We start from the raw sequence: 23119 nt of genomic DNA, 5'->3' as shown, positions 1-23119 counted from the left end.
TTGCTTAATTTCCGCTAAGCTCTGAGGCTAAATCATCTGCAGTCATAACTAGGTTTTCAACATCACTCGTGGTGGGGAACATTACTAGCTCAACGCCATTCTTCTCAAGGCCTGGCAACCAAGTTTGCATAAACTCATCGAGTGTAATATTCACGCATTGGCCTTCAATTTCGTTTATATCTACAAACTTTTGAGCTAAATCGTGATGCGGGAATACTGGTAGCTGAACGCTTTCAGCACCTTCAAACATCACAAAACCTTCACTACCTTGCACCATCCAAATTTCATTTGCTTTTGCAATATAGCTCACTACAAGCTCTTGTCGGTCTTCTGCACTTAGCTTCATCGCTTGCTCGATAACCGCATCACTCAATTTGTCTGCAACTGTTTCTGGAAACACGTTATTTCACCTATCTCAAATTTTGCGGCAAGTATACCTGCCCCAGTAATAGGCGCAATGCAATAAGCGTTAAAAAAGCCCCCTCGGCTAACACACTTACAAAGACACCCATCCGTAGCTCTTCTTCTTCATCAAAAACAATATAAAGAAGACACCCAAGTTTACCCCTGAAATTACGGGAATCATTGTCCGATTGTAACTCGATCAGCCATTACATTATTAACATTGACATTTTTCGCCCGTTACGAAGACACCCATGATAAAGTTAGAGCAAATCATTCAACGCTGTGAAAGCTTAAACGCAAAGACCTTTACCTCATGCGCAATCTATTTACTGCTCTTAAGCAAGACACCCATGCCAACCACGCTATCTTGGAAAATACCTTTCCCTTCTCGATGTACCACAAAGATAGTGAGTTTAACCATGAGGCCTATCTTGCCATCCTTAACATCATGAGGGTGTTTCACCAAACAACAGCAGAAACCGTAAAACAGACTGCACTCCAGACCCCTTCCCTTAACCGCATCGCCTCAATGCTCAATAGCGAAGTTGTTCTACTAGCGCTTAACAATGACACCCACGCGTTGTCGTCCGCAACACTGTCTGCTCAACAACGTTACAATGACACCCATGCCAAGCTCGAACCTACTACAAGAATAAAAAACAAAGATGAGCCAGTCTTAAACGCCCAGGCTATCGCACAGTTAATTCCTTGCTCTAATTCAACCACCAGCCAGGCTATCGCAGCCATCTATGTATGGTTGGGCTCATCAATGGGCGCCAACATTATTGTTAGGCGGTTAGAAGCCATGACGTTAGATATTCCTACCGAGTATTATCAAGCGATGGCAGGGTGTGCCAAAGCATGGGTGTCTTTCAAACAAGACGTAGAAACACTCTTACCCGAGCTCGGCCTAGATAATGAAAGCTTTGTTAAGAACGCGGTGCAAGACGCAAATGCTTGGTTTGAGTTCTTGATTTCACTCGGTAAGCGCACGGCACCAAATGACACTCCCTACCATGAGGCAAACGTGTGATTAAGGGATGACTAAATTTATGCTAATGACGAGCTTTTATACACAGCGATTTCACCATTAGCTATAAATAAACTTAATCTAGCCAATCGACTGAATGCATTAATATAGTGGCAAAACGTCGTTAAGCGGCCGTGCAGTTTCTGGTAAACTCTAGCCAAATTCGAAGCAACCACTAAAAAAGCATGAAAGTAATCTCATTTAATATAAACGGTATTCGCGCTCGTCTACATCAACTTCAGGCGGTTATCGACGCACACCAACCCGATATTATTGGCTTACAGGAAATTAAAGTTCACAACGAACAGTTTCCGGTAGAAGCCGTTGAGGCCATGGGCTATCACGTTTATTTCCACGGACAAAAGAGCCATTACGGCGTTGCTTTTTTGGCGAAGAAAGAGCCGCTTTCTGTGTCGATGGGTTTCCCAACAGATGACGAAGACGCCCAACGTCGCATGATTATTTTAAAAACCACCGATGATGCTGGCGAGCCCGTTACCGTTCTAAATGGTTACTTCCCTCAGGGCGAAAACGAAAAGCATGAAACCAAGTACCCAGCTAAGCGTAAGTTCTACAAAGACTTAATGACTTATTTAGATGATAACCACACACCAGATGACAACGTAATTGTTATGGGCGATGTCAACATCTCTCATACAGACTTGGACATTGGCATTGGTGAAGACAACCGCAAACGTTGGCTGAAAACTGGAAAATGCAGCTTCTTGCCGGAAGAGCGTGAGTGGTTGAACACAGTAATTGACTGGGGCTTTGAAGATAGTTTTCGAACACTCAACCCAGAGACAAACGACAAGTTTTCATGGTTCGATTACCGCTCAAAAGGATTCAACGATAATCGTGGCCTTCGCATAGATTTGATTTTGGCAACAAAACCGCTTCATGCAAAACTACATGACGCCGGTATTGATTATGAGCTGAGAGGCATCGAAAAGCCGTCTGATCATGCGCCTATTTGGGCTGAGTATAAAGGGTAAACAGTACTAAATACTGCTCCCCGCCATTAACTAAGGAGTAAAAGTGAGTTCACTACAACTGCTAGCATTGCTGATTTACGGTGTATTATTACTCGGTGCGGTCAGGCATGTGGACTTTACTCATTTTGCGAGTAACAAGCAGCAGCAACACCTTATTTTTGGTACTGCTGCTTCGCTTTTCGTTCTCTGGTTGTTTAAAGCAGGCATCTTCGAGGGCCTAGATGTTCATTTTCTAGGCCTTTCAGTTTTGACATTAATGCTCGGCTTTAGAAACGCTATTATTGCATCGTTTATCGCGCTATTAGGCGCAAACGCAGTCGGCTACGGAAGTTGGGAAAACTTTGGCGTTAACGGGCTACTCGGCACCGTTGTACCTATTGGCATAACCTATCTATTTTATATGCTTTCTTTTCACCGTATCCCTCGACAACTTTTCGTGTACATTTTTGTTTGTGCCTTTTTCCCTGCCGCTCTTTCTATTGCATTAAAGACGCTAACGCTCGGCGCATTTTATTACATTGAAGGTACATATACTTGGGACATCATTTTTGACAACTACGTTTTGCTTATACCACTTTTGGTCTTTCCTGAAGCTCTGTTAAACGGTATGGCGATAACGCTTTTAGTGATCTACCAGCCAACGTGGGTTTATACCTTTCACGACAAGTTTTACCTCGATAATTAAGTTCTCTTCAACACAGTTACTGTAACTCGTGTAACTCTTCAACTAATGTTTAATAAGCTTTTCCTAATTTCAATCTATTATTAAAGAGTATGGTTGAGTGGTAAAGGCCGAATGTATATACAAACATTTTCGTTGGAGTGTAACGACGCACCTAGTATGGCGTCCGAAATAGATAGGTTATTTAGTGAAAATACACCTTCACTCGTTATTGGCTACGGCAATGCAGACTTACCTTTTAACGAGCTTCAACATGGCCTTAGCGCGTTTACCGCGCCTTATTTCATTTCCAGCTCTTGTTTAGGAGCGCTACTTTGCGACGGCAGTACCGTTGACGCGGGTTGCCAGTTAGCGCTTTTTTGTGTGAATGACGATGGTGGAGCCTACGGCGTTGGAAGTGCAGACGCCTCCTGCTACAGCGCCTTTGAAGCTGGCGCCATCGCGTTACAAAATGCGCTAAACAATGCGGGAAGACCTTATGAAAGCCCAGCGTTAATTTGGTGTGCGTTGCCGCCAGGAGAAGAAGAAAGAATACTTGAAGGTTTCGCCAGCATTGTAGGGACTCAAGTTCCTATTTTTGGTGGTTCAATGGCAGACAACACGGTTTCAGGCGACTGGACAACCGTTACAAAAGATGCGTGCGGACCACACACTGTGGTAGTTGCAGTTATGTATCCCTCTACTCCATTAGGGGTGAGTTATAGCTCAGGATACAAGCCAACCGATACCCTATTTGAAGCAACGAAAGCGAAAGGACGCCAACTACAACAGCTTAACAATAGCGGTGCAAGCACCGTTTATAACAAAGCGACCAATAACCTTATCGCTCAACAGCTATACGGCGGTCAAATCTTAGGACTAACATCGTCAGCGCCGCTAGGCAGACCAGTAGAATTAGACAACGGTGCGGTGAATTACCTTCTGTGCCACCCCGATTCTGTCGATGAAAGTGGTGCACTACATGTTTTTTCAGAAGTAGAAGAAGGTGAAGAGTTGGTGTTGATGGAAGGTAGCATTTCTAGCCTTACGTCTCGTGCAGAGCGTGTGATAAACAATGCGGTTATGTTGCTGCCCGAAAATAGAAAGCCTGTTGGCGTACTAATGATTTACTGCGCAGGATGTCGCTTGATGGTTGGAGACGAAATTAATTTCATGCTGAATTCGCTGCAAGAAAAATTTCCAGCATTACCTATTTGCGGCCCGTTTACTTTTGGTGAGCAAGGGCGCTTTTTAGATGGCAAGAACAGACACGGCAACCTTATGATATCAGCGGTAGTGTTCTCTCAATGAATAAAGATTACGAAAATGTTTTAGAAGATCTAGCGCTAGTTTACCGTCTTAAACAGCAGGCTGAGGCACATAAGAAGGAAAGCGATGCTTTGCTAGAAGGCACTCGTGTATTACTTACCGCAGAGGACGAACAAGACCTTTATAAAAAAATGTTTAGTGTGTTCAAGGGACTGTATAATTATCAAGTTTGCTTTGTTCTTGAGAATGAAAGCGCTGGCAAAATGAGGTGCATTAACAGCACCCATCCACCGCTACTTAACACCGTATGGCAAATCGATGACACACTCTCCCGTGCGGTTAAAAGTGAGCCTATAGCACTATTCAACATTAAGCAGCAAGCGACGTGGCAACGCCACCTATCCTTATTCGACACGCCCGTCACCTCTGTACTTTATTGTCCATTTAAAGTACATCAGCAACACGCAGTTATTGTGTTTTGCCATCAAGCACTGGGTTATTACACCCAAGAATTTGTGGATATGGCTAACAGATACCGTACATTTACCGAGCAAATGGCCATGGGGATGCAGGCTAAGCTAATGGCGCTTGAAACGGTGAGGTTGAAAGAAGAAAAAGCCATTGTAGAAAAAAGCCTTATCGATTCAGAAAAAATGGCATCGCTAGGTTTACTTGCCGCTGGTGTTGCCCATGAAATTAATAACCCTGTTGCTTTCATTAATAGCAACATTCACTTTTTACGGAACGTGCTGCCTGCGCTTTCGCAAATGCAAGACATCGTCTTACAATTGGCGGCTAGCGCAACCGACGATGAGAGGCTGAAGGTAGCTGAAGCTGCGAAACAGTGGAGGGTTGAAAATAAGATTGATTCATTAAGCGACGAAATTGCAGATATTTGCAGCGAATCAGAGGAAGGCCTAAATAGGGTTACAGACATTATCACCAGTCTTCGCTCTTTTTCCCACGATGCAGATATTCCCGATGATGAAACCGTAAACGTGAACGACTGCATAGCTCACGCCTTGCGATTAGTAAACAGTGAATTGAAGCACCGCATAAAGATTCAACAGCACCTAAGCGATGTGCCTTTAATTAAGGGAAAAACAGGAAAATTAAACCAAGTATTAGTCAATTTATTCGTAAATGCTGCGCAAGCGATGGAAGATGGGGATAAATTAACTATTTCTTCGTTTGAAGAAAAAGATCACACCGTCATAACGGTAAAAGATACGGGCTGCGGTATAGAAAAGCATGCCCTTCAAAAGCTCTTTGAACCGTTTTACACCACCAAACCAACCGGCAAAGGCACTGGGTTAGGACTTTATATCTCGTTCTCCATCGTTGAAGCGATGGGGGGAACCATTAGCGTAGAAAGTGAAGTAAACGTGGGCACCACATTTACACTATCTTTTCCAACAAAGTTGGAAGATAAAAAAACCGCACAAGCGTGCGGTTTAGATACGTTTGACAGCAACTCCTAGTCGCTTATATCAAGCAATTACTCACTACTTTTTGAACAAAATGTCCATAACGTCAGCCAGCTCGCCTTTGCCTTCACGAATTTCTTCTTCCGACAAACCCGCAATTTCATGAGGGAAAACTAGCCATTCATCACTTTCGTTAACGTAATAATCTGGCACGATGTCTGTTGTGTTGTTTTGCGGCTTGTACCACGGACATGCAATGCGAATATCTTTGGGCATGTTCAAACGCATTAGTTTATTAATTTGCTTAATAAGTGCATCTACGCTGCGGCCTGAATCGAAAACATCATCAACAATCAACAACTTGTCATCAGCATTCGCGTTTTCTACCAAGTAGTGTAATCCGTGCACACGGATCTCTTTCGATTGTTTGTTTATTCCGTAGTAAGACGATGTACGTACTGCGATATGGTCGGTTGACGTATTCTTAAATTCAAAGAATTCTTGAACCGCGATACCAATGGGAGCACCACCACGCCAGATACCAATAATAAAGTCAGGGCGAAAGCCGTCTTCATACACCTTTGCCGCTAGGCGAAAGGAATCCTGTAGAAGCGATTGCGAGGTGATAAAATTCTTGTTCATGACGTCTCACTGGGCAAAATTTAAAAGACCGCGAGTATAGTGAATTTTGCACTAACTTGCACGGTAAATTCAGCGATTTATTCGTTTTGGAGCGCTTGCGATGGTGCAATTTTCATCGCTTTTCGCGCTGGATAAACGCTGGCTAAAACACACAGTAGCAAAGACAGCAAAGCAATACCTACAATTTGTACAACGTCCATTTCAATTGGCAGCCCTCTACCATCTGCCGCTAAGGCTAACGGCGACCCGATAAGGTCCAAAATGTTATTTAATTGGAGCGTAATCACTACGCCTAATACTAGACCAATGCCAGCGCCTTTGATGCCGTTAAACAAGCCGTTTAACACAAAAATCCACATTACTGAACTGGGTAACATACCTTGAGTTTGGAGTACTGCGATATCGCCTTGTTTTTCCGTTACCACCATTACCAGTGCCGAAACGATATTAAATGCCGCTACCGCGATAATAAGCAGCAACATGAGCGTCATCATGTTCTTCTCCATCTTGACGGCATCAAATAGCGGCCCCTGACGCTCACGCCAAGTCTTCATATTATTTACAGAGACACCCACCCTATCGGTGAGCGCGCTAACAACTGCTTGGTAGTTAAAAGCGTCATTTAAAAAGAGTCGAAGCGATTGTTCGCTACCTTTAGGATCTCGCATTAAGCGGTTCACATCCTTAAGGTTCATATACATCACTTTGTCATCCATCTGCGAGCCCATATCGAAGACACCCACCACGGTTACAAGCCGTTGACTTGGCATTCTTCCAAAAGGTGTATACACACTTGCGCCTGCCACCATGACACGCAATCTATCTCCTACTCGTGCTTCAAGTTTTATGGCAAGCGAGCGCCCAATGATCGCTGCAAAACTTCCTTTGGTTAGATCGCTAAATCGCCCCTGCTCCATATGGTTTGCAACCAAAGTGTGCTCAATCATTACTTCAGGTTGAACACCGTGAACCTGGACACCACGCAAGTCCGAGCGAGACTGCACTACTGCTTCAGCTTCCCTGTAAGCCATAGTGGCAACAACGCCTTTGATGGGTGTCTCGCTAATTTCTTTTAAAGTCACTGTCTGCGTTTTTTCTGCAGTTTGCGTGGGTGTCTCTGAAATTGCGTTTTCGTTGGATGTCCTGCTAGGGTTCTCGCTTATGATGGGTGTCTTTGTAACTTCAATATGAGGGACAATGCCTAATATGCGCTGTTTTAGTTGACCTTCTAGGCCGTTCATAACAGACACAACGATAATGAGCGCCATCAATCCCAGTGCAATACCCGCCACTGAAAATCGATTAATGAATGAAACAAAACTGGTTTGGCTTGCTTTGTTAGACTTGGCATAACGATAAGCAATGAATGCAGAAAGAGGATAAAACATAGCGCCTTGCTTTTCAGTAATACGGTAATCTGCCTTATGTTTAGCTATGCTTAATGAATGAGAAATTCAGATAAGTAGCCCAAAGACGAGATGACGGGTTAACCCCAAAATAGTAAAGTGGGTATACTACGTGTGATCGGTATACTACTTATAAGTTACTAACTGCACAAGAATTAGTGGCAGAGGAATGATGTGAGCGAACTTAGCCTAGAACAAAAAAAAGCCCAATTCGATGAATATTTTTCAATCGCACATCGCATAAACGCCAATATGCGCCCGTTAGGTGAAGACGAAGTAGTGCCTGATGAAGAAAACTTAGAGGAGTCGATGCCGTATGCATTTCGCATTGCCAGCGAAATGGCCGCTATTGAAGCGCAAGCAATTCGTCCGCTTCGCAACTTAAGTGACCACGCTGAGTCGCTGGCTGACTACTTAAACCATCAGTCTCGAAAAATTGACTTGATGATGTCGTTCGTTTTGCACCAGCAAGACGAGCCAGAGTTTCGCTTCAAAACCGTAAAGCTCGGTGGTGGCGGTGTGGTCATCGAGTCAAGAGAAGCATTGGATGTGGGCGCCAAAGCGGAACTTAAACTTTTCTTGGATGCCGAAGCAGCAGCAATATTTTGTTTTGGCGAAGTAATTACTTGCGAGCAAGTAGAAGACCGTTACCATATCGCCTTTATTTTTAACACCATTCGAGAGCAAGACCAGGAACTTTTAGTTCGCGCTAGCTTGCATATTCAAACGCAACAGCTAAGAAAGCGGGCAAAAGAAAAAAAAGCGGGATCTGAATAGACCCTAACATCAGTATATAAGCCGTAAAACTCATCTTGCACTTAAAAAACAGGACGTCATGACAGCCACTTTATTATCGCTTCCATTACCTGCGCCTATAAAAGAAGCCTCATCACAAGATCACAAACACTGGGGCCAACTTCAAGGCAGCAGTGCCGCACTATGTATCAGCCAAGCACTCAGCCAATACAAAGGCCCTATTGTACTGATTACCGCCGATACACCGTCGGCAATGAAGCTCGAAAAAGAAATAGCCTTCTTCTTAAGCGATAATACAAAGCATACACCTATTACTCTGTTTCCAGATTGGGAAACACTGCCCTACGATTCGTTTTCGCCCCATCAAGACATTGTTTCTCAGCGATTAGAAACCCTATTCCGCTTTACACAGCAAGGCGAAGGCATATTCATAGTGCCTGTTAACACGTTAATGCAGCGTTTAGCCCCTACCAATTATTTAGCAAAGTATTTGCTTATGCTAAATAAGGGCGACACCTTAGATAGAGATCAGTTCAGACGCAACCTCGAACAAGCCGGCTACCTGCATGTTAGTCAGGTAATGAGCCACAGCGAATTCTCGGTGCGCGGCAGCATCATCGACCTTTTTCCGATGGGAAGCGACCAGCCATTTCGAATAGACTTGTTTGATGACGAAATCGACTCCATTCGCTATTTCGATACTGAAACCCAACGCTCTGGCGAGGCTGTTAACGAAATTCGCTTGCTTCCAGCACGAGAATTCCCCACAGACAAAGAGGCAATCACGCTTTTTCGCCAGCAGTTTTTAGAAAAGTTCGACGCAAACAATGCATCTGAAAGCGTATTTTCTCAGGTAAGCAAGGGCACCATGCCGAGCGGTGTGGAATATTATCTTCCCCTCTTCTTTGAAAAAACCGCTACGCTTTTTGACTATCTTCACCCTAAAAGCCTGCTATTACTTCACGGTGATGTGCAAGACGCCAGCGAGTTTTTCTGGGCCGACGTACAAGAACGTTACGAGCAGTATCGTTATAACTTAGCCCGTCCACTGCTTGCACCAGACGAGCTGTTTTTACCTATAAATGAGCTATTTGGTGCCATAAAACAGTGGCCACGTGCATCCCTTTCTAGCAAGGTGCTTGAAGAAAAATCAGGTACTAGCAACCTTCAGTGCGAAAAGCTTGACGACATCGCGATTAACTCGCAGAAAAAAGTACCTGCTGAGCGACTCATTAAAACGGTAAATCAAGCCACTGACAACGGGGCTAAGGTACTGTTTTGTGCTGAAACCCAAGGTCGCCGAGAGGGTTTGCTAACCGTACTCGCAAAAGCAGGCATCAAACCAAAGATTGTTGATAGCTTTAGCGATTTTATCGCAAGCCACGACGCCATTGGCATTACCGTGGGTATGGTTGATAACAGTTTCCGCTGGCAAACTCAGGAAGGCGAGCTGTTATTCATTACCGAAACCGAACTATTAGGGCAAAAGGTAAGCCAGCGCCGTCTTCGCGATAAACGCACCGCCACCGACGAAAGCGCCATTATCCGCAACCTGGCCGAACTTTCTATTGGTCAGCCTGTGGTGCACCTCGATCACGGTGTTGGCCGTTATTTGGGTCTTCAAACGTTGGACGCGGGCGGCGTAGCAACCGAATATTTGTGCATCGAGTATGCCAAGCAATCTAAGCTTTACGTGCCTGTGGCCTCGCTTCACTTGATTTCACGCTACACCGGTGGCGACGCCGACAGCGCGCCAGTAAGCGCCCTAGGTTCTGACGCATGGACAAAAGCCAAGCAAAAAGCCGCCGAAAAAGTTCGTGACGTGGCCGCTGAGCTTTTAGATGTATATGCCCGCCGCGCAGCCAAGCCAGGTTTTGCGTATAAAATTAACTGGGACGACTACCAAGCCTTCTCAGACAGCTTCCCCTTTGAAGAAACGCCTGACCAAGCCCAAGCCATTGCTGCGGTTATGCACGACATGGGCAGTCCATCGGCTATGGATCGCCTCGTTTGCGGTGACGTAGGTTTCGGTAAAACCGAAGTTGCCATGCGCGCGGCATTCCTTGCAGCTAATGCTGGTAAACAGGTGGCTATTTTGGTGCCCACTACCCTACTGGCTCAGCAACATTACGAGAACTTCAAAGACCGTTTTGCTGCGTGGCCGTTTGAAATTGAAGTGATGAGCCGTTTTGTGAGCGGTAAAGCGCAAAAATCTGTGGTTGAGCGTATCGGCGAAGGGAAAGTAGATATCGTTGTAGGCACACATAAACTGCTGTCTAGCGATATAAAATACAAAGATTTGGGGCTGGTGATCATTGACGAAGAACATCGCTTTGGTGTGCGTCAAAAAGAGAAACTTAAGTCCTTACGTGCCGATGTAGATATCTTAACGTTAACCGCTACGCCTATTCCTCGGACGCTTAACATGGCGTTATCAGGCATGCGCGACTTATCGATTATTGCCACAGCCCCGGCTCGTCGTTTATCAATTAAGACTTTTGTGCAGCAGCGTAATAAAGCCGTTATTCGCGAAGCCATTATGCGTGAGATACTGCGCGGCGGTCAGGTTTACTTCCTTCACAACGAAGTGGATAGCATTGCGCGAACGGCCGAAGAAATCGCTGAAATCGTTCCCGAAGCCCGTATTGCAGTGGGTCACGGCCAAATGCGCGAGCGTGAACTTGAAGGCGTAATGAGCGACTTCTACCACCAGCGCTACAACGTACTTGTGTGTACTACCATCATTGAAACAGGTATCGACGTACCAAGTGCGAATACCATTATTATGGATAGAGCCGACCATCTAGGTTTAGCGCAGCTGCACCAGCTTCGTGGTCGTGTGGGTCGCTCGCATCATCAAGCGTACGCCTACTTATTAACGCCTCATCCAAAGCGCATGACCAAAGATGCAGTAAAACGTTTAGAAGCAATATCGCAGCTTGAAGATTTAGGTGCAGGTTTTGCGCTTGCTACCCACGATTTAGAAATTCGTGGTGCCGGTGAGCTGCTAGGCGACGATCAATCGGGGCAAATAGCGAGTATTGGTTTCAGTTTGTATATGGATATGCTCGATAAAGCCGTTAACGCGCTTAAAGAAGGCCGAGAGCCATCATTAGACGACGCGACCTCAGGCCATACCGAAGTTGAACTGCGTATTCCAGCCCTATTGCCTGAAGACTATATTGCCGACGTTAACACTCGCCTATCGCTATACAAACGTCTGGCCAGCTGTACGTCCCAAGACGACATTGATGAATTCCAGGTAGAATGTATTGACCGCTTTGGTCTATTGCCAGAGCCAGCTAAAAACTTGATAGAAGTGGCTGAAATTAAACTAAAAGCCCAGGCGTTGGGCATTCTAAAAGTAGACTTGTCGGCACAAGGCGGTACCATAGAGTTTAAAGAAACCACTAAGGTTAACCCAGGCTATATTATTAGTTTGGTGCAAACCAAACCAAACACCTTTAAGTTTGAAGGAAGCCAAAAACTGCGTTTGGTGAAAAAGACCGAAACAGCTAAAGAGCGCATCGCGTTTATTAGCGATATTATTGCCGATTTTGCAAAGGAGTCGCGGTAACATGAAGTTATCTCGCTGGTGCCCGTTAGTTGCATCAATAAGCGCCGTTTTCTTAACGACAATTTCAACTGCAGCTAACGCCAATGACAACTGGTGGTTCGATGTGGAAGTTATTGCGTTTAAGCGCAACGTAGCACTAACTGAGTTAGAAGAGCAGTTTTCTTTGGCTGACAACTTGTCAGCCCCTCGCGCTCAGGCAGACATCATCAGCGATATCATTTCGCCTGATATAAGCTATCTAAAACAAGGGTTAGCCGTTTGCGGCGCTGATACATCGGTTAAGTGGCCTAGCAACGGACTTTTGAGCGTGCCCGCAAAAGATGTAGATTTTTTGTCGCTGCCTAAAGATAACAGTGCGCAGTACGGTGACATGTCTCCTAGCTCTTACTCTGAAGAAGCGGGCTATGGATATAATGAAACATCTGGTTTAACAGCCAATGAGCCAACTCCTACACCAGACGTAGCGAGTCAGGCACAAAGCGAAACCATTAAAGGCGATGAGTATGGCGCTACTTATTCTTCAACAGACTCAGACTATAGCGATAGCCTTGACTACTCAAATGAGGGGATCATCACTGACGACGCGACACCCGCTCCTGATGCTGCAACCATCGCCAGCTATTGGACGTCATTCTTCGGCGTAAAAGATTCCTCACCTGTCACGGTGCCTGTATTTAAGTACTGTGAAGAAGAGAAGCCATGGCTTAGCGCTGAGGTAACCACTGCACTGAACGTTGTTGTTCGAGGCGACGACGAACTAAACTCAGGCGTTTCGACAAGCGAGAGCAAGTCTAGAAGCAGCGCGCTTCAACCTGTAATCGTATGGAAGGTGAATCAGCCGGATAATAGGCTACCCGCTCCAGCAAGCTTACCTATTATCATTGAAGGGCACGACTGGCCGCTTGCGTCAAAAGCGCATCTGCTTACCAGTAATCAGCAAGCACTGTCTTCAATTTCTCGCCAAATACGTTCTAATCGCGAGCTAGAACGTTTGTTTCATGCAACCTGGCGTCAGCCAGTTATATTTGGTAAGAACAAAGCTTTCAACGTGCGTCTTTATGGTGGGCAAAACTACGCGCAGCAGTTTGACTTGAACGGTGATATGCGAGCTCCAAAACACGTTGATAATGTAAACAGTGAAACTGACGATTCCGCTCCAGAGTTTGGTTACGGCTCCACCGCCGCTCTTACTGATAATGATGCTTATAAAAACACATCGAGCACAGATGAAAACAGCCTAAGTGGTGTAAGTACTGCTTTTGAAGCTGATAAAACTGCAGCGCATGGCACTGATCAATTTCTTGCTGTTTCAGATATTTTTGCCGATTTGGACCGCCGTTTGTCAAACCCACAGGCTATAGAGTATGGCGCATTTAAAGCGCTTGATACGCCGATTATTGTAGAGCAAGGTGAAGATGACACTACCGACGCTTCATTAAGAACCCCCATTTGGGAAATTGACGGCACTATCAAAGTATTTCTTAAGTATATTAACCGCGTACCTTACCTTCATGTAGATGGCGAGATGTTTTATCGCCAGCCGGTGCCAATGAGCTACTTCAGCAGTGAAGATGACAGCTCTGGTAATGCTGCTAAGCCCCGTCAGGCGACATCAACAGCGTACAAACTGGTTTCAGTTCCGTTAGCTGAGCAAAGACGTGTAATCAGTACGCAACTGCATTATTTCGACCACCCGCTGTTTGGTTTTGTAGTACAAATTCGTCGCTATAATCGCCCTGACGTTAGCGAGTAATTTGAGTAAACACTTAGTGTAAGTGCTTTGGTTTTAAAGACAAAAAACAACATTTGCGATTGATAGAGAGATATAGGTTTTTATGAAGATTTACACTCGCACTGGTGATAAGGGCAGCACGCAAATTTACGCTGACAAAGCCGTTCGTGTAGATAAGGATGATTTAGTAGTACAAAGCTATGGCGATATGGACGAACTCAATAGCCACATCGGGCTACTCGCAGCGCATGTCACTGACAAACATAGGCCAATGCTCCAGGACATTCAGCGCAACCTGTTTCAAGCTGGCTTTGCTATTTCAGCAAGCTCAACGCTGACGCAAACTGATATTGAGAACCTAGAAAGCCTTATAGACAATATTACCCGTCAAATGCCGCCTAATACGTCGTTTGTGCTGCCTGGCGGATGTAAGGCTGCTGCCCAAGCTCATGTTTGTCGAGCTGTATGCCGCCGGGCTGAACGTGCTGTCATTAGCCTATCTAAACATTATGACGTGCCGGAAGTGGTACATGCTTATTTAAATCGCTTAAGCGATTTTCTCTTCACTTTTGCGCGATTTATGAATGTAGAAGCTGGCGTAGACGAAGTACCAGTATAAGCAAACGGCATTAAAAACAGAAAATGAAAAACGGTAGTTATAAAAACTACCGTTCGCTTAAACGCTTCACCAGCTCAACCGCACTGTCGTATTTATCATTAAGCCCTACTGGCATAATACGATCGTAAAGCGCCATAACGCGCTCTTGCTTTTGTAAATCGTTGTGAGACGGATTAGCAAAGCGCATTTCCAATCCATCAAGGATAGTCTCAGCCCCTTTCGGATTGTTGCACGCAAGTACCATGTCGCAACCTGCTTCCAGCGCTGCCTCAGCACGCTCAACGTAACTTCCCGCAACACTTGCGCCGTGCATAGACAAGTCATCAGAGAATACTGCGCCGCCATAGCCTAGATCCTGTTTAAGGATATCCTGCAGCCATTTAGTTGAGAAACCCGCAGGCTTATCGCACACCTGATTATAAATAACATGGGCAGGCATAACGCCATCAAGCAACGCACGCTCAATTAAGCGTTCAAAGACCACCATATCGGTACTGCGTATCTCATCAAATTCGCGTTCATCGACGGGTAACGCTACATGAGAATCTGGCGCTACACTGCCATGCCCAGGAAAGTGCTTTCCAATAGCTGGCATATTTACAGCTTTTAAACCTTGGATTAAATGAGCGGCAAGGCGAATAACGTCGTCTGCATTGTCTGAAAATGCCCTGTCACCAATAACTTGCGATACACCATTTATATCAAGCACCGGTGCAAAGCTAAAATCGATGTCTAAGGTTTTAAGTTCATAAGCCAATACTAATCCACACGCTTTTGCGTATGCAGCACTTTCATCTTGATGCTCTGACTGCCTTAAAATATCGCCCATTGCAGGTATGGCAGTAAAGCCTTCACGAAAACGCTGAACGCGGCCTCCTTCATGATCGACGGCGATCAGTACTGGACGCTTTGCAAAGCGTCTTATATCTTGAACCAGCGCAGAGAGCTGACGTTTATCATGATAGTTGCGGCTAAATAAAATAACGCCACCCACTACTGGATGTGTTAACTTTTCCTTTTCTTCAGGCAGAAGTTCTTCGGCCTGACAATCCAACATTAATGGCCCCACGGCACCGCCTTAGTATGTGTCATAAAACATCACTTCAATTTTGCAAGTTCTGTGGTTAGGATAGAGAAAAATAGGGAGTTTTACACGTGATAAATTGGTTCAAGTGGTTGGTTTTAAGTGTTTTAGCACTGCTTTTTTTAACGGTACTGGGATTGTACATCTCGCTTCGTATGAGTTTGCCCGCACTTGACGGAAATAGCGCCACCTATCACGTAAACGCACCTACTGAGCTAAGCCGTGACGAACTAGGCCAAGCTGTTATTAAAGCCAACGATATTTTCGACGCAGCCTATGCACTGGGTTTTGCGCATGCTCAAGATCGCTTTTTTCAAATGGATTTACAGCGCCGCGCCGCATCGGGTAGTTTGTCACAGTGGGTGGGCGACATTGCCCTAGATATCGATAAGAAAGCCCGCTTTCATCAATTTGAGAAACGAGCAAAAGCCGTATTCGATAACCTTCCCTCAAAACAACAAGAACTACTTGTACGTTACGCCCACGGCGTAAATGACGCATTGTCTGAGTATACGTTGCCACCTTTTGAATACCTAGCTGCAGGCGTTGATATAAAACAATGGCGCCCCACCGACAGTATTCTTGTGATTTACAGTATGTATTTGGATTTACAAGGTAGCCAAGTAGAGCTTGATTTAGCAAGAGAGGCATTGCTTTCAACATTTGGGAATGATGTATACAGCTTCATTACTCAGCCGAGTAATTATCAGGCAGCGCTTGATGCCAGCGAGATACCACTGCTTGAAGCACCTATTCCAGAGTACCCTGCATCGCTACGCCCAATTACTCACTCACCAGAAGATAGTAATGGCGAGAGCATTAAGCAAGAGCCTGAAGACGCGACTACTCAGTACTTAAACGATAACGACAATACTGCGATCGCCCGAGCACAATATAACGGTACTGAGCTTCCTGATATTGGAAGCAATAACTGGGCGGTGACCGGGAGTCACACCACTACAAGCGCAGGCCTTTTAGCAAACGACATGCATTTGGGCTTACGGGTTCCCATCATCTGGTATCGCGCCCAGCTAAACTATCAAGAATCGGGCAGCGATGTGCAAGTAACCGGGGTTTCCCTTCCGGGCATTCCTGGCATTGTTGTAGGCACCAACGGCCATATCGCTTGGGGTTTTACCAATGCAAATTTAGACAATGTAGATTGGATTGAACTAGGCGAATCGACGGCCACAAGTACGGTAACAGAGCGTATTCCTTTACCTGATGGTGAGCACACATTTGAGTTTGAAGTAAGCTCGTATGGGCCAGTGAAAGAACTCAATGGCAAGCGCTATGCACTTAATTGGGTAGCGCATCATCCGTTTGCTGCGAACTTGGGAATAATAAACTTCGGCAATGCAAAAAATGTCCAAGCAGCGATAAAGATGGGCCAACGCATTGCTATTCCCACGCAAAACCTCGTGATTGTTGATGAAAGCGGCAATGCGGCTTGGCTTCCTGGCGGCGCAGTTATGGAAAGGCAGCAGGCTTCATTCACTGCTATAAAAGAACAAGAAGCAGTAAACACACCACCAAAGCGCGCATCAAAGCTTCCCATGGTTTTAAACCCCGATATGGGAAGAATATGGACTGCAAATGCCAGAGTAATTTCAGCTGATGACTTCAAAGTCTGGGGCGACGGTGGTTACGCGCTAGGTGCTCGCGGACAACAAATAAGAGACCGTTTATTTGAAAAAGACACCTTTACTGAGACTGACTTTTACGCCATTCAGTTAGATAATCATGCCCGCTTTCTTATTCCTTGGCAGCACCTTTTGTATGGGCTGCTCAATATGCAAGACATTGAATTTAAACCCGACCTCGCTTACCTAAACACATGGGACGAATGCGCGTGTGAAGATTCGGTTGGCTATACGTTAGTTAAGCACTTTAGGCAGGAGGTGGTACAAACCCTGTTTGGAGGCGTACTTTCAACGTTAGACCAACAAGGTGTAAACAGCCGTACACTCTTACGTGGCATTGAACCTGCTGTGTGGCAACTTATTCATAGTCAGCCTGACTCTTGGCTACCTAACGATACTGAAAGCTTCGACGAGCTACTTGTAGACGCTTACAGGCGCGCCAAACACAAGCTGTTAGACAAGTATTCACCAGTAGAAGCTAATATGGAAACATTAGCCTGGGGCAAGGTGAACGCACTTTCTGTTAAACATCCATTTGCTGATCAAATTCCTCTAGTTGGTGATATGTTAAACATGCAACAAGTAGAAGGTTTTGGTGATACATACATGCCTGCTGTACAAGCACCTAGTTTTGGTGCCTCTGAGCGACTATTTGTCAGCCCTGGCCATTTAGAGGATGCCATTCTAACACTACCTGGCGGACAATCTGGCCACCCACTGTCAAATTTTTTTACAACTGGCTTTAACGACTACGCAACACACGCAGCTACCCCTCTGCTACCCAGCCAGCCGATATATAGCCGAACATTTTACAAAAAAGAGGTTGAATGACACCTGCAATCACTTTGCTTACTAAAAAGCGTATCGCTCACAGCGTTTTAAAATATGAACACGACGCAAATGCGGCGTCATACGGGCTAGAGGCGGTTGAAAAGCTAAACCTCAATGCGGATACCGTTTTTAAAACATTGGTAGTGAGTACAGATAACAACAAGCTTGCCGTGGCCGTGGTCCCTGTAAACACCAAACTTAGCGAAAAGAAAATGGCTAAAGCGTTAGGTGTTAAAAAGGTAGAAATGGCGCAAGCAAACGCGGTAATTGTTGCAACAGGCTATGTGTTAGGTGGTGTAAGCCCTTTAGGGCAAAAAAAGCGCTTAGCGAGCGTTATTCATTACAGCGCTGAAAATCTGCAATCTATTCACGTAAGCGCTGGAAAACGAGGATTGGAAGTGGCGCTCGCCCCTTCTGATCTAGCTACGCTCACTAGTGCTAAGTTTGCAGATATTTCAGTAGATTGAACAAAGATTGAGAGAGTGCGTTACTTGGCTACTTGCTAGCCTGGGCTAACCACTGCTTGCGTGCTTCTTTAAGCGCGGCTTCATCAGGCTGCTCGCTTCCTGCAATGGCTACAGCAATTTGTTGAATGATAGCGTCACGCTTTTCAATCAGTGCATCAGTACGAGTAAACAAGTCCTTGGCTTCCGGGTACTGCTCTTTAAGCGTTTCTACCTCTTCCAACGCATAATAACGCGCTTCAAACGCTTCGTTGTACAGCTGGCGCTTAGCATTGAATACAACGTAGTCTTTCGCAGTTTCTGAATTAAGATAATCCATATCTTCAGATGACAGGTTGGCAGCCTGCCCTACTTCACGGGCTTGTACCATCCAAGAATCTACTACTTCGATATTCCCATCTTTTACAGCCTGCTTAACGCCTTCCTGCAAATCACTAGCGTGAAGAATTTCCATGACTGTGATTAGCGGAACTTGCGCTGCGTCTTGGTCTCGTTTGTCTGCATCCAGCGACAGATAAGCAAACCATGAAAACGTAGCAGCAATAATAATAACAAGAACGACAAGTGCTTTCTTCACACTTTCCTCCAAAGAAATTGCATATGAAAACCAGTGCGACGGCACTGTATAAAAGAAGCAATACAAAAAGAGCGAGAGACCCCGCTCTTTTTCAGTATTGTAACGACCTAAAGATTATTGGTCGACAGGTGCAGAGTTTTCAACTCGGCTTTTCAATTTTTGACCCGGGCGGAATGTAACCACACGACGTGCTTTAATTGGAATGTCTTCACCGGTTTTTGGATTGCGGCCAGGACGTTCATTTTTATCACGCAGGTCAAAGTTGCCAAAACCTGACAGTTTCACTTGCTCACCAGATTCCAGAGCGCCTTTAATCTCTTCGAAAAAAAGCTCTACCAGATCCTTCGCATCACGCTTGTTAATGCCTAGTTTCTCGAATAGGTGTTCAGCCATCTCGGCTTTGGTCAATGCCATAGTTTACTCTCTTAACGCGGCCCCAAACTCAGATTCCAGACCTTTAACCACAGTATCTACAGCTTGCTGAATCTCAGCTTCTTCCAAGGTTTTATCCGGATCTTGTAAATGAAGTGACAAAGCAAGGCTCTTATAGCCAGGCTCAATTCCCTTGCCTTTGTACTCATCGAACAAGTTTAGAGCAACTAGTTGATTTACGCCAATATTTTCTATGTAAGAAAGAACATTCCCTACACGCACTTCATCTTTAACCGTAATAGCAATATCACGGCGATTCGATGGGAAGCGCGATACTGGTACGGCTGACGGTAACTTGCGATCAGTAATGGCATCTACCACTAGTTCGAACACAAATACACGGCCGTTAACACCAAGCAATTTAGTGAACTGCGGGTGTATAGCACCAATATAGCCAACTTCTTCATCATTAAGCAAAATTTTTGCCGTCATGCCAGGGTGTAACGCACTGTGTTGCCCTGTAACGAACTGGAACTCACCGGTTCTGCCTGTAAGTGCCAATAACGCCTCAACGTCGGCTTTTGCATCGAAGAAATCAACCGGGCTGTCGCCCAAGTCCCAATGTTCTTCATTACGACGCCCTGCTACTACACCACCAATTACTTGCTGTTGCAATACACCATTTGGCGCATCTTGTTGAGGTATAAAGCGTAATCCGGTTTCAAACATGCGAACACGTTGCTGCTGACGCTTCTGATTATAAGCAGTAGCACCTAGCAAACCCGGCCATAAACTTACACGCATTACCGACATATCAGATGAAATTGGGTGTGGTAACACCATACCTTTTACGTCTGGGAATAATGCGTTTTGAATTTTAGGGTCTACAAACGAATACGTGATTGCTTCGTTGTAGCCACGGCTTAGAAGCAATGACTTCATTGTGTTTAGCGGCAGCTTGGCTTCTTGCGAAGGCAGCATTGCCAACGTCGCTTTTGGTGCCACGTTTGGAATGTTGTTGTAGCCGTATACACGCGCAATTTCTTCAATCAAATCTTCTTCAATTGAAATATCGAAACGATAGCTTGGCGCAACCGCTTCCCAGCCAGCTTCGGTTTGCGTTACGTCTAAACCAAGGCGGTTTAGCATTTCGGTTACTTTTGCATCGTCAATGCTAATGCCTAGTACGCGAGACAAACGTTCGCGACGAAGCGTAACCGTAGCCTGCTTGGGTAGCTTGTCTTCAGCCACTGTTTCAACAACAGGGCCAGCTTCACCACCGCAAATTTCTAGTACCAGTGCAGTAGCGCGCTCCATGGCTTTACGCTGAAGCTGTGGGTCTACACCACGCTCGTAACGGTGCGACGCATCGGTATGCAAACCGTACTGACGGGCACGGCCCATAATCGCATCACGGCTAAAGAAAGCACTTTCAAGTAAAATATCTTGGGTTTCGGTGGTAACACCAGAATGTAAGCCGCCGAAAATACCTGCCATAGCTAACGCTTTGTTGTCATCAGCGATAACTAAAGTATTGCTTTGTAACTTAGCTTCGGTTTCATCAAGTAGTGTAAGCGTTTCGCCTTCATTAGCCATACGCACGTTAATGTTGCCTTCAATGCTGGCAAGATTAAACGCGTGCATTGGCTGGCCAAGCTCTAACAATACAAAGTTAGTCACATCTACAATGGGGTCGATACTGCGAATACCGCAGCGACGTAGCTTTTCAACTAACCATAGTGGTGACGCTGCTTTAACGTTAACGCCCTTAACCACACGGCCTAAATAACGCGGGCATGCGTCATCAGCGCTTAGCGTAATTGATAATTTATCTTCAATAGTTGCGTTTACCGCAGCTACTTCAGGCTCGCACACGTCAAGGTTATTAAGTACGCCAACTTCACGGGCAATGCCGCGAATACCCAAGCAGTCTGCACGGTTTGGTGTTAGGTCTACTTCGATTGCGTTGTCATCAAGACCAAGATAATCGCGAATGTCTGTGCCAATAGGTGCATCGGCGGGAAGCTCGATAATACCATCGTGGTCGTCGCTAATACCTAGTTCAGAGAAGCTACATAGCATACCGAATGACGGCTCGCCGCGAAGCTTTGCTTTCTTAATTTTAAAGTCGCCTGGCAATACAGCACCAACAACAGCAACTGCTACTTTAATGCCCTGACGGCAGTTAGGCGCACCACAAACGATATCAAGTAGCTCATCGCCACCTACGTTTATTTTAGTCACGCGCAGTTTATCGGCGTTAGGATGCTGACCGCACTCCACTACTTCACCTACTAGCACGCCTTTAAAATCGCCTGCCACTGGCTCAACGCCGTCTACTTCTAGGCCAGCCATGCTCAACTGTTCAGACAGCTCATGTGCCGACAGCGACGGGTTAACCCACTCTCTTAACCATTTTTCACTGAATTTCATGTGTACTCTCTGCCTTAGTTGAACTGCTTAAGGAAACGAAGATCGTTTTCAAAGAACGCGCGTAAGTCGTTAACACCGTAACGAAGCATTGTTAAACGCTCTACGCCCATACCAAAGGCAAAACCTGTGTACTCTTCTGGGTCGATACCTACCGCTTTAAGTACATTTGGGTGCACCATGCCGCAGCCCAATACTTCAAGCCACTGACCGTTTTTACCCATTACGTCGACTTCAGCTGACGGCTCAGTAAACGGGAAATAAGACGGACGGAAGCGAATTTCTAGTGACTCTTCAAAGAAGTGATGTAAGAAGTCGTGCAAAATACCTTTAAGATCGGTAAAGCTGACATTCTTATCAACCATCAAACCTTCCACTTGGTGGAACATCGGCGTGTGTGTTTGGTCGTAGTCGTTACGATACACACGGCCTGGCGAGATAATACGCAATGGTGGCTTTTCTGCTTCCATAGTACGAATTTGAACACCAGAGGTTTGCGTACGAAGCATCATGTCTGGGTTGAAGTAAAACGTATCGTGGTCGGCACGCGCTGGGTGATTCGCAGGAATGTTCAGCGCGTCGAAGTTGTGAAAACCATCTTCAATTTCAGGGCCAGTTTTAACTGAAAAGCCAAGCTCGCCAAAGAAAGACTCAATGCGTGCAATCGTGCGGCTAACCGGGTGTAAGTTTCCTGGCTTTTCTGTGCGACCAGGCAACGTTACATCTACTGCTTCTTCTGCTAGCTTCTTGTTAAGCTCTTCAGTGCGTAAAAACTCACCTTTTGCAGAAATAGCTTGCTGAATAACCTGCTTAGCTTGGTTAATCTTTTGGCCTGCGGCAGGACGTTCTTCGTTAGATAACTTTCCAAGCCCTTTAAGTAAGTCGGTAAGTTTACCTTTCTTACCCATGAATTCGACCCTAACTTGGTCTAATGTGGCTGCATCTTGTGCAGCGTCAATCTGGCTTTGTGCCTGATTGATAATAGCGTCAAGCTCCATGTTTTCCTCAATTTACATGATGACTGCATGGCCAAAGCATAGGAAGAATTTTTCTGTGCGCTAAGGCTTGCCTGAAATAAAAGCGATAGTTTACACGAGTGACTGACATTACCGCTACCCTATATAGCTGATAATGGCGAAATTTTAGAAAAAGCTAGTAATTATATAAAAGCCCTACATAAATACTCGACTAACCATTAC

19 protein-coding genes are annotated in these 23119 nt (G+C 45.4%); 11 read left to right on the top strand and 8 right to left on the bottom strand.

Annotated features, from left to right (window positions below):
* Positions 1-4: 4 nt before the first annotated feature.
* Entirely contained in the window at positions 5-400 is a 396-nt protein-coding gene (locus tag MASE_RS07545; protein WP_014949145.1) for a DUF2750 domain-containing protein, read from the bottom strand.
* Positions 401-718: 318 nt separating this feature from the next.
* Here MASE_RS07545 and MASE_RS07540 point away from each other — a divergent pair, with 318 nt between their 5' ends.
* The 5 genes from MASE_RS07540 to MASE_RS07520 all read left to right on the top strand — a co-directional run bounded on the left by MASE_RS07540 (position 719) and on the right by MASE_RS07520 (position 5841).
* Positions 719-1438 carry a heme oxygenase-like domain-containing protein gene (locus tag MASE_RS07540; protein ID WP_014949144.1) on the top strand — a complete coding sequence of 240 codons (720 nt, stop codon included), beginning with the start codon at positions 719-721 and terminating at the stop codon, positions 1436-1438.
* A 182-nt stretch (positions 1439-1620) separates the two neighbouring features.
* Complete coding sequence (gene xthA / locus MASE_RS07535; protein WP_014949143.1) at positions 1621-2430, top strand: exodeoxyribonuclease III; 810 nt, start codon at positions 1621-1623, stop codon at positions 2428-2430.
* Between the two features lie 43 nt (positions 2431-2473).
* Positions 2474-3115, top strand: coding sequence for an energy-coupling factor ABC transporter permease (locus MASE_RS07530; protein WP_014949142.1), 642 nt, complete (start codon positions 2474-2476; stop codon positions 3113-3115).
* Between the two features lie 111 nt (positions 3116-3226).
* Positions 3227-4402, top strand: a complete 1176-nt coding sequence (locus MASE_RS07525; protein ID WP_014949141.1) for an FIST signal transduction protein — start codon at positions 3227-3229, stop codon at positions 4400-4402.
* A complete protein-coding gene (locus MASE_RS07520; protein WP_014949140.1) occupies positions 4399-5841 on the top strand; it encodes a sensor histidine kinase in 1443 nt (480 codons plus the stop codon). Before MASE_RS07525 ends, MASE_RS07520 begins: the two co-directional genes overlap by 4 nt.
* 24 nt (positions 5842-5865) lie before the next feature.
* Here the strand turns inward: MASE_RS07520 and MASE_RS07515 are convergent, their stop codons facing one another.
* Positions 5866-6429, bottom strand: a complete 564-nt coding sequence (locus tag MASE_RS07515) for a phosphoribosyltransferase (protein ID WP_014949139.1) — start codon at positions 6427-6429, stop codon at positions 5866-5868.
* Between the two features lie 77 nt (positions 6430-6506).
* Positions 6507-7817 carry a lipoprotein-releasing ABC transporter permease subunit gene (locus MASE_RS07510; RefSeq protein WP_014949138.1) on the bottom strand — a complete coding sequence of 437 codons (1311 nt, stop codon included), beginning with the start codon at positions 7815-7817 and terminating at the stop codon, positions 6507-6509.
* A 192-nt stretch (positions 7818-8009) separates the two neighbouring features.
* Between MASE_RS07510 and MASE_RS07505 the strand changes: the two genes are divergently transcribed.
* From MASE_RS07505 to MASE_RS07490, 4 genes are all read left to right on the top strand, one after another.
* Positions 8010-8612, top strand: coding sequence for a PilZ domain-containing protein (locus tag MASE_RS07505; protein WP_014949137.1), 603 nt, complete (start codon positions 8010-8012; stop codon positions 8610-8612).
* Positions 8613-8670: 58 nt separating this feature from the next.
* Positions 8671-12168: a transcription-repair coupling factor gene (gene mfd / locus MASE_RS07500; protein WP_014949136.1), complete on the top strand. Its 3498-nt coding sequence runs from the start codon at positions 8671-8673 to the stop codon at positions 12166-12168.
* Between the two features lies 1 nt (position 12169).
* Complete coding sequence (locus MASE_RS07495) at positions 12170-13921, top strand: CsiV family protein (protein WP_014949135.1); 1752 nt, start codon at positions 12170-12172, stop codon at positions 13919-13921.
* A gap of 82 nt (positions 13922-14003) precedes the next feature.
* Positions 14004-14519, top strand: a complete 516-nt coding sequence (locus MASE_RS07490; RefSeq protein ID WP_014949134.1) for a cob(I)yrinic acid a,c-diamide adenosyltransferase — start codon at positions 14004-14006, stop codon at positions 14517-14519.
* Positions 14520-14565: 46 nt separating this feature from the next.
* Here MASE_RS07490 and nagZ read toward each other — a convergent pair whose 3' ends face one another.
* On the bottom strand, positions 14566-15576 hold the full coding sequence (nagZ, locus tag MASE_RS07485) for a beta-N-acetylhexosaminidase (RefSeq protein WP_014949133.1): 1011 nt from the start codon (positions 15574-15576) through the stop codon (positions 14566-14568).
* A gap of 98 nt (positions 15577-15674) precedes the next feature.
* Here nagZ and MASE_RS07480 point away from each other — a divergent pair, with 98 nt between their 5' ends.
* Together MASE_RS07480 and ybaK are read left to right on the top strand one after the other, a co-directional pair.
* Positions 15675-18077 (top strand): penicillin acylase family protein, encoded by a 2403-nt coding sequence (locus tag MASE_RS07480; protein WP_014949132.1) that lies wholly within the window; start codon positions 15675-15677, stop codon positions 18075-18077.
* Positions 18074-18544, top strand: coding sequence for a Cys-tRNA(Pro) deacylase (ybaK, locus tag MASE_RS07475; RefSeq protein ID WP_014949131.1), 471 nt, complete (start codon positions 18074-18076; stop codon positions 18542-18544). The genes MASE_RS07480 and ybaK overlap by 4 nt, the downstream gene beginning before the upstream one ends.
* A gap of 28 nt (positions 18545-18572) precedes the next feature.
* On the opposite strand, the gene MASE_RS07470 is transcribed toward ybaK, so the two are convergent.
* From MASE_RS07470 to pheS, 4 genes are all read right to left on the bottom strand, one after another.
* On the bottom strand, positions 18573-19118 hold the full coding sequence (locus MASE_RS07470) for a hypothetical protein (RefSeq protein WP_014949130.1): 546 nt from the start codon (positions 19116-19118) through the stop codon (positions 18573-18575).
* A gap of 114 nt (positions 19119-19232) precedes the next feature.
* Complete coding sequence (gene ihfA / locus MASE_RS07465; protein WP_014949129.1) at positions 19233-19532, bottom strand: integration host factor subunit alpha; 300 nt, start codon at positions 19530-19532, stop codon at positions 19233-19235.
* Positions 19533-19535: 3 nt separating this feature from the next.
* Positions 19536-21923 (bottom strand): phenylalanine--tRNA ligase subunit beta, encoded by a 2388-nt coding sequence (pheT, locus tag MASE_RS07460; RefSeq protein ID WP_014949128.1) that lies wholly within the window; start codon positions 21921-21923, stop codon positions 19536-19538.
* A gap of 14 nt (positions 21924-21937) precedes the next feature.
* Positions 21938-22918: a phenylalanine--tRNA ligase subunit alpha gene (gene pheS, locus MASE_RS07455; RefSeq protein WP_012518127.1), complete on the bottom strand. Its 981-nt coding sequence runs from the start codon at positions 22916-22918 to the stop codon at positions 21938-21940.
* Positions 22919-23119 lie beyond the last annotated feature (201 nt).

The sequence above is a fragment of the Alteromonas macleodii ATCC 27126 genome, from assembly GCF_000172635.2.
GTDB classification, from domain to species: domain Bacteria; phylum Pseudomonadota; class Gammaproteobacteria; order Enterobacterales; family Alteromonadaceae; genus Alteromonas; species Alteromonas macleodii.
This window is presented reverse-complemented; position numbering and strand designations above follow the sequence as displayed.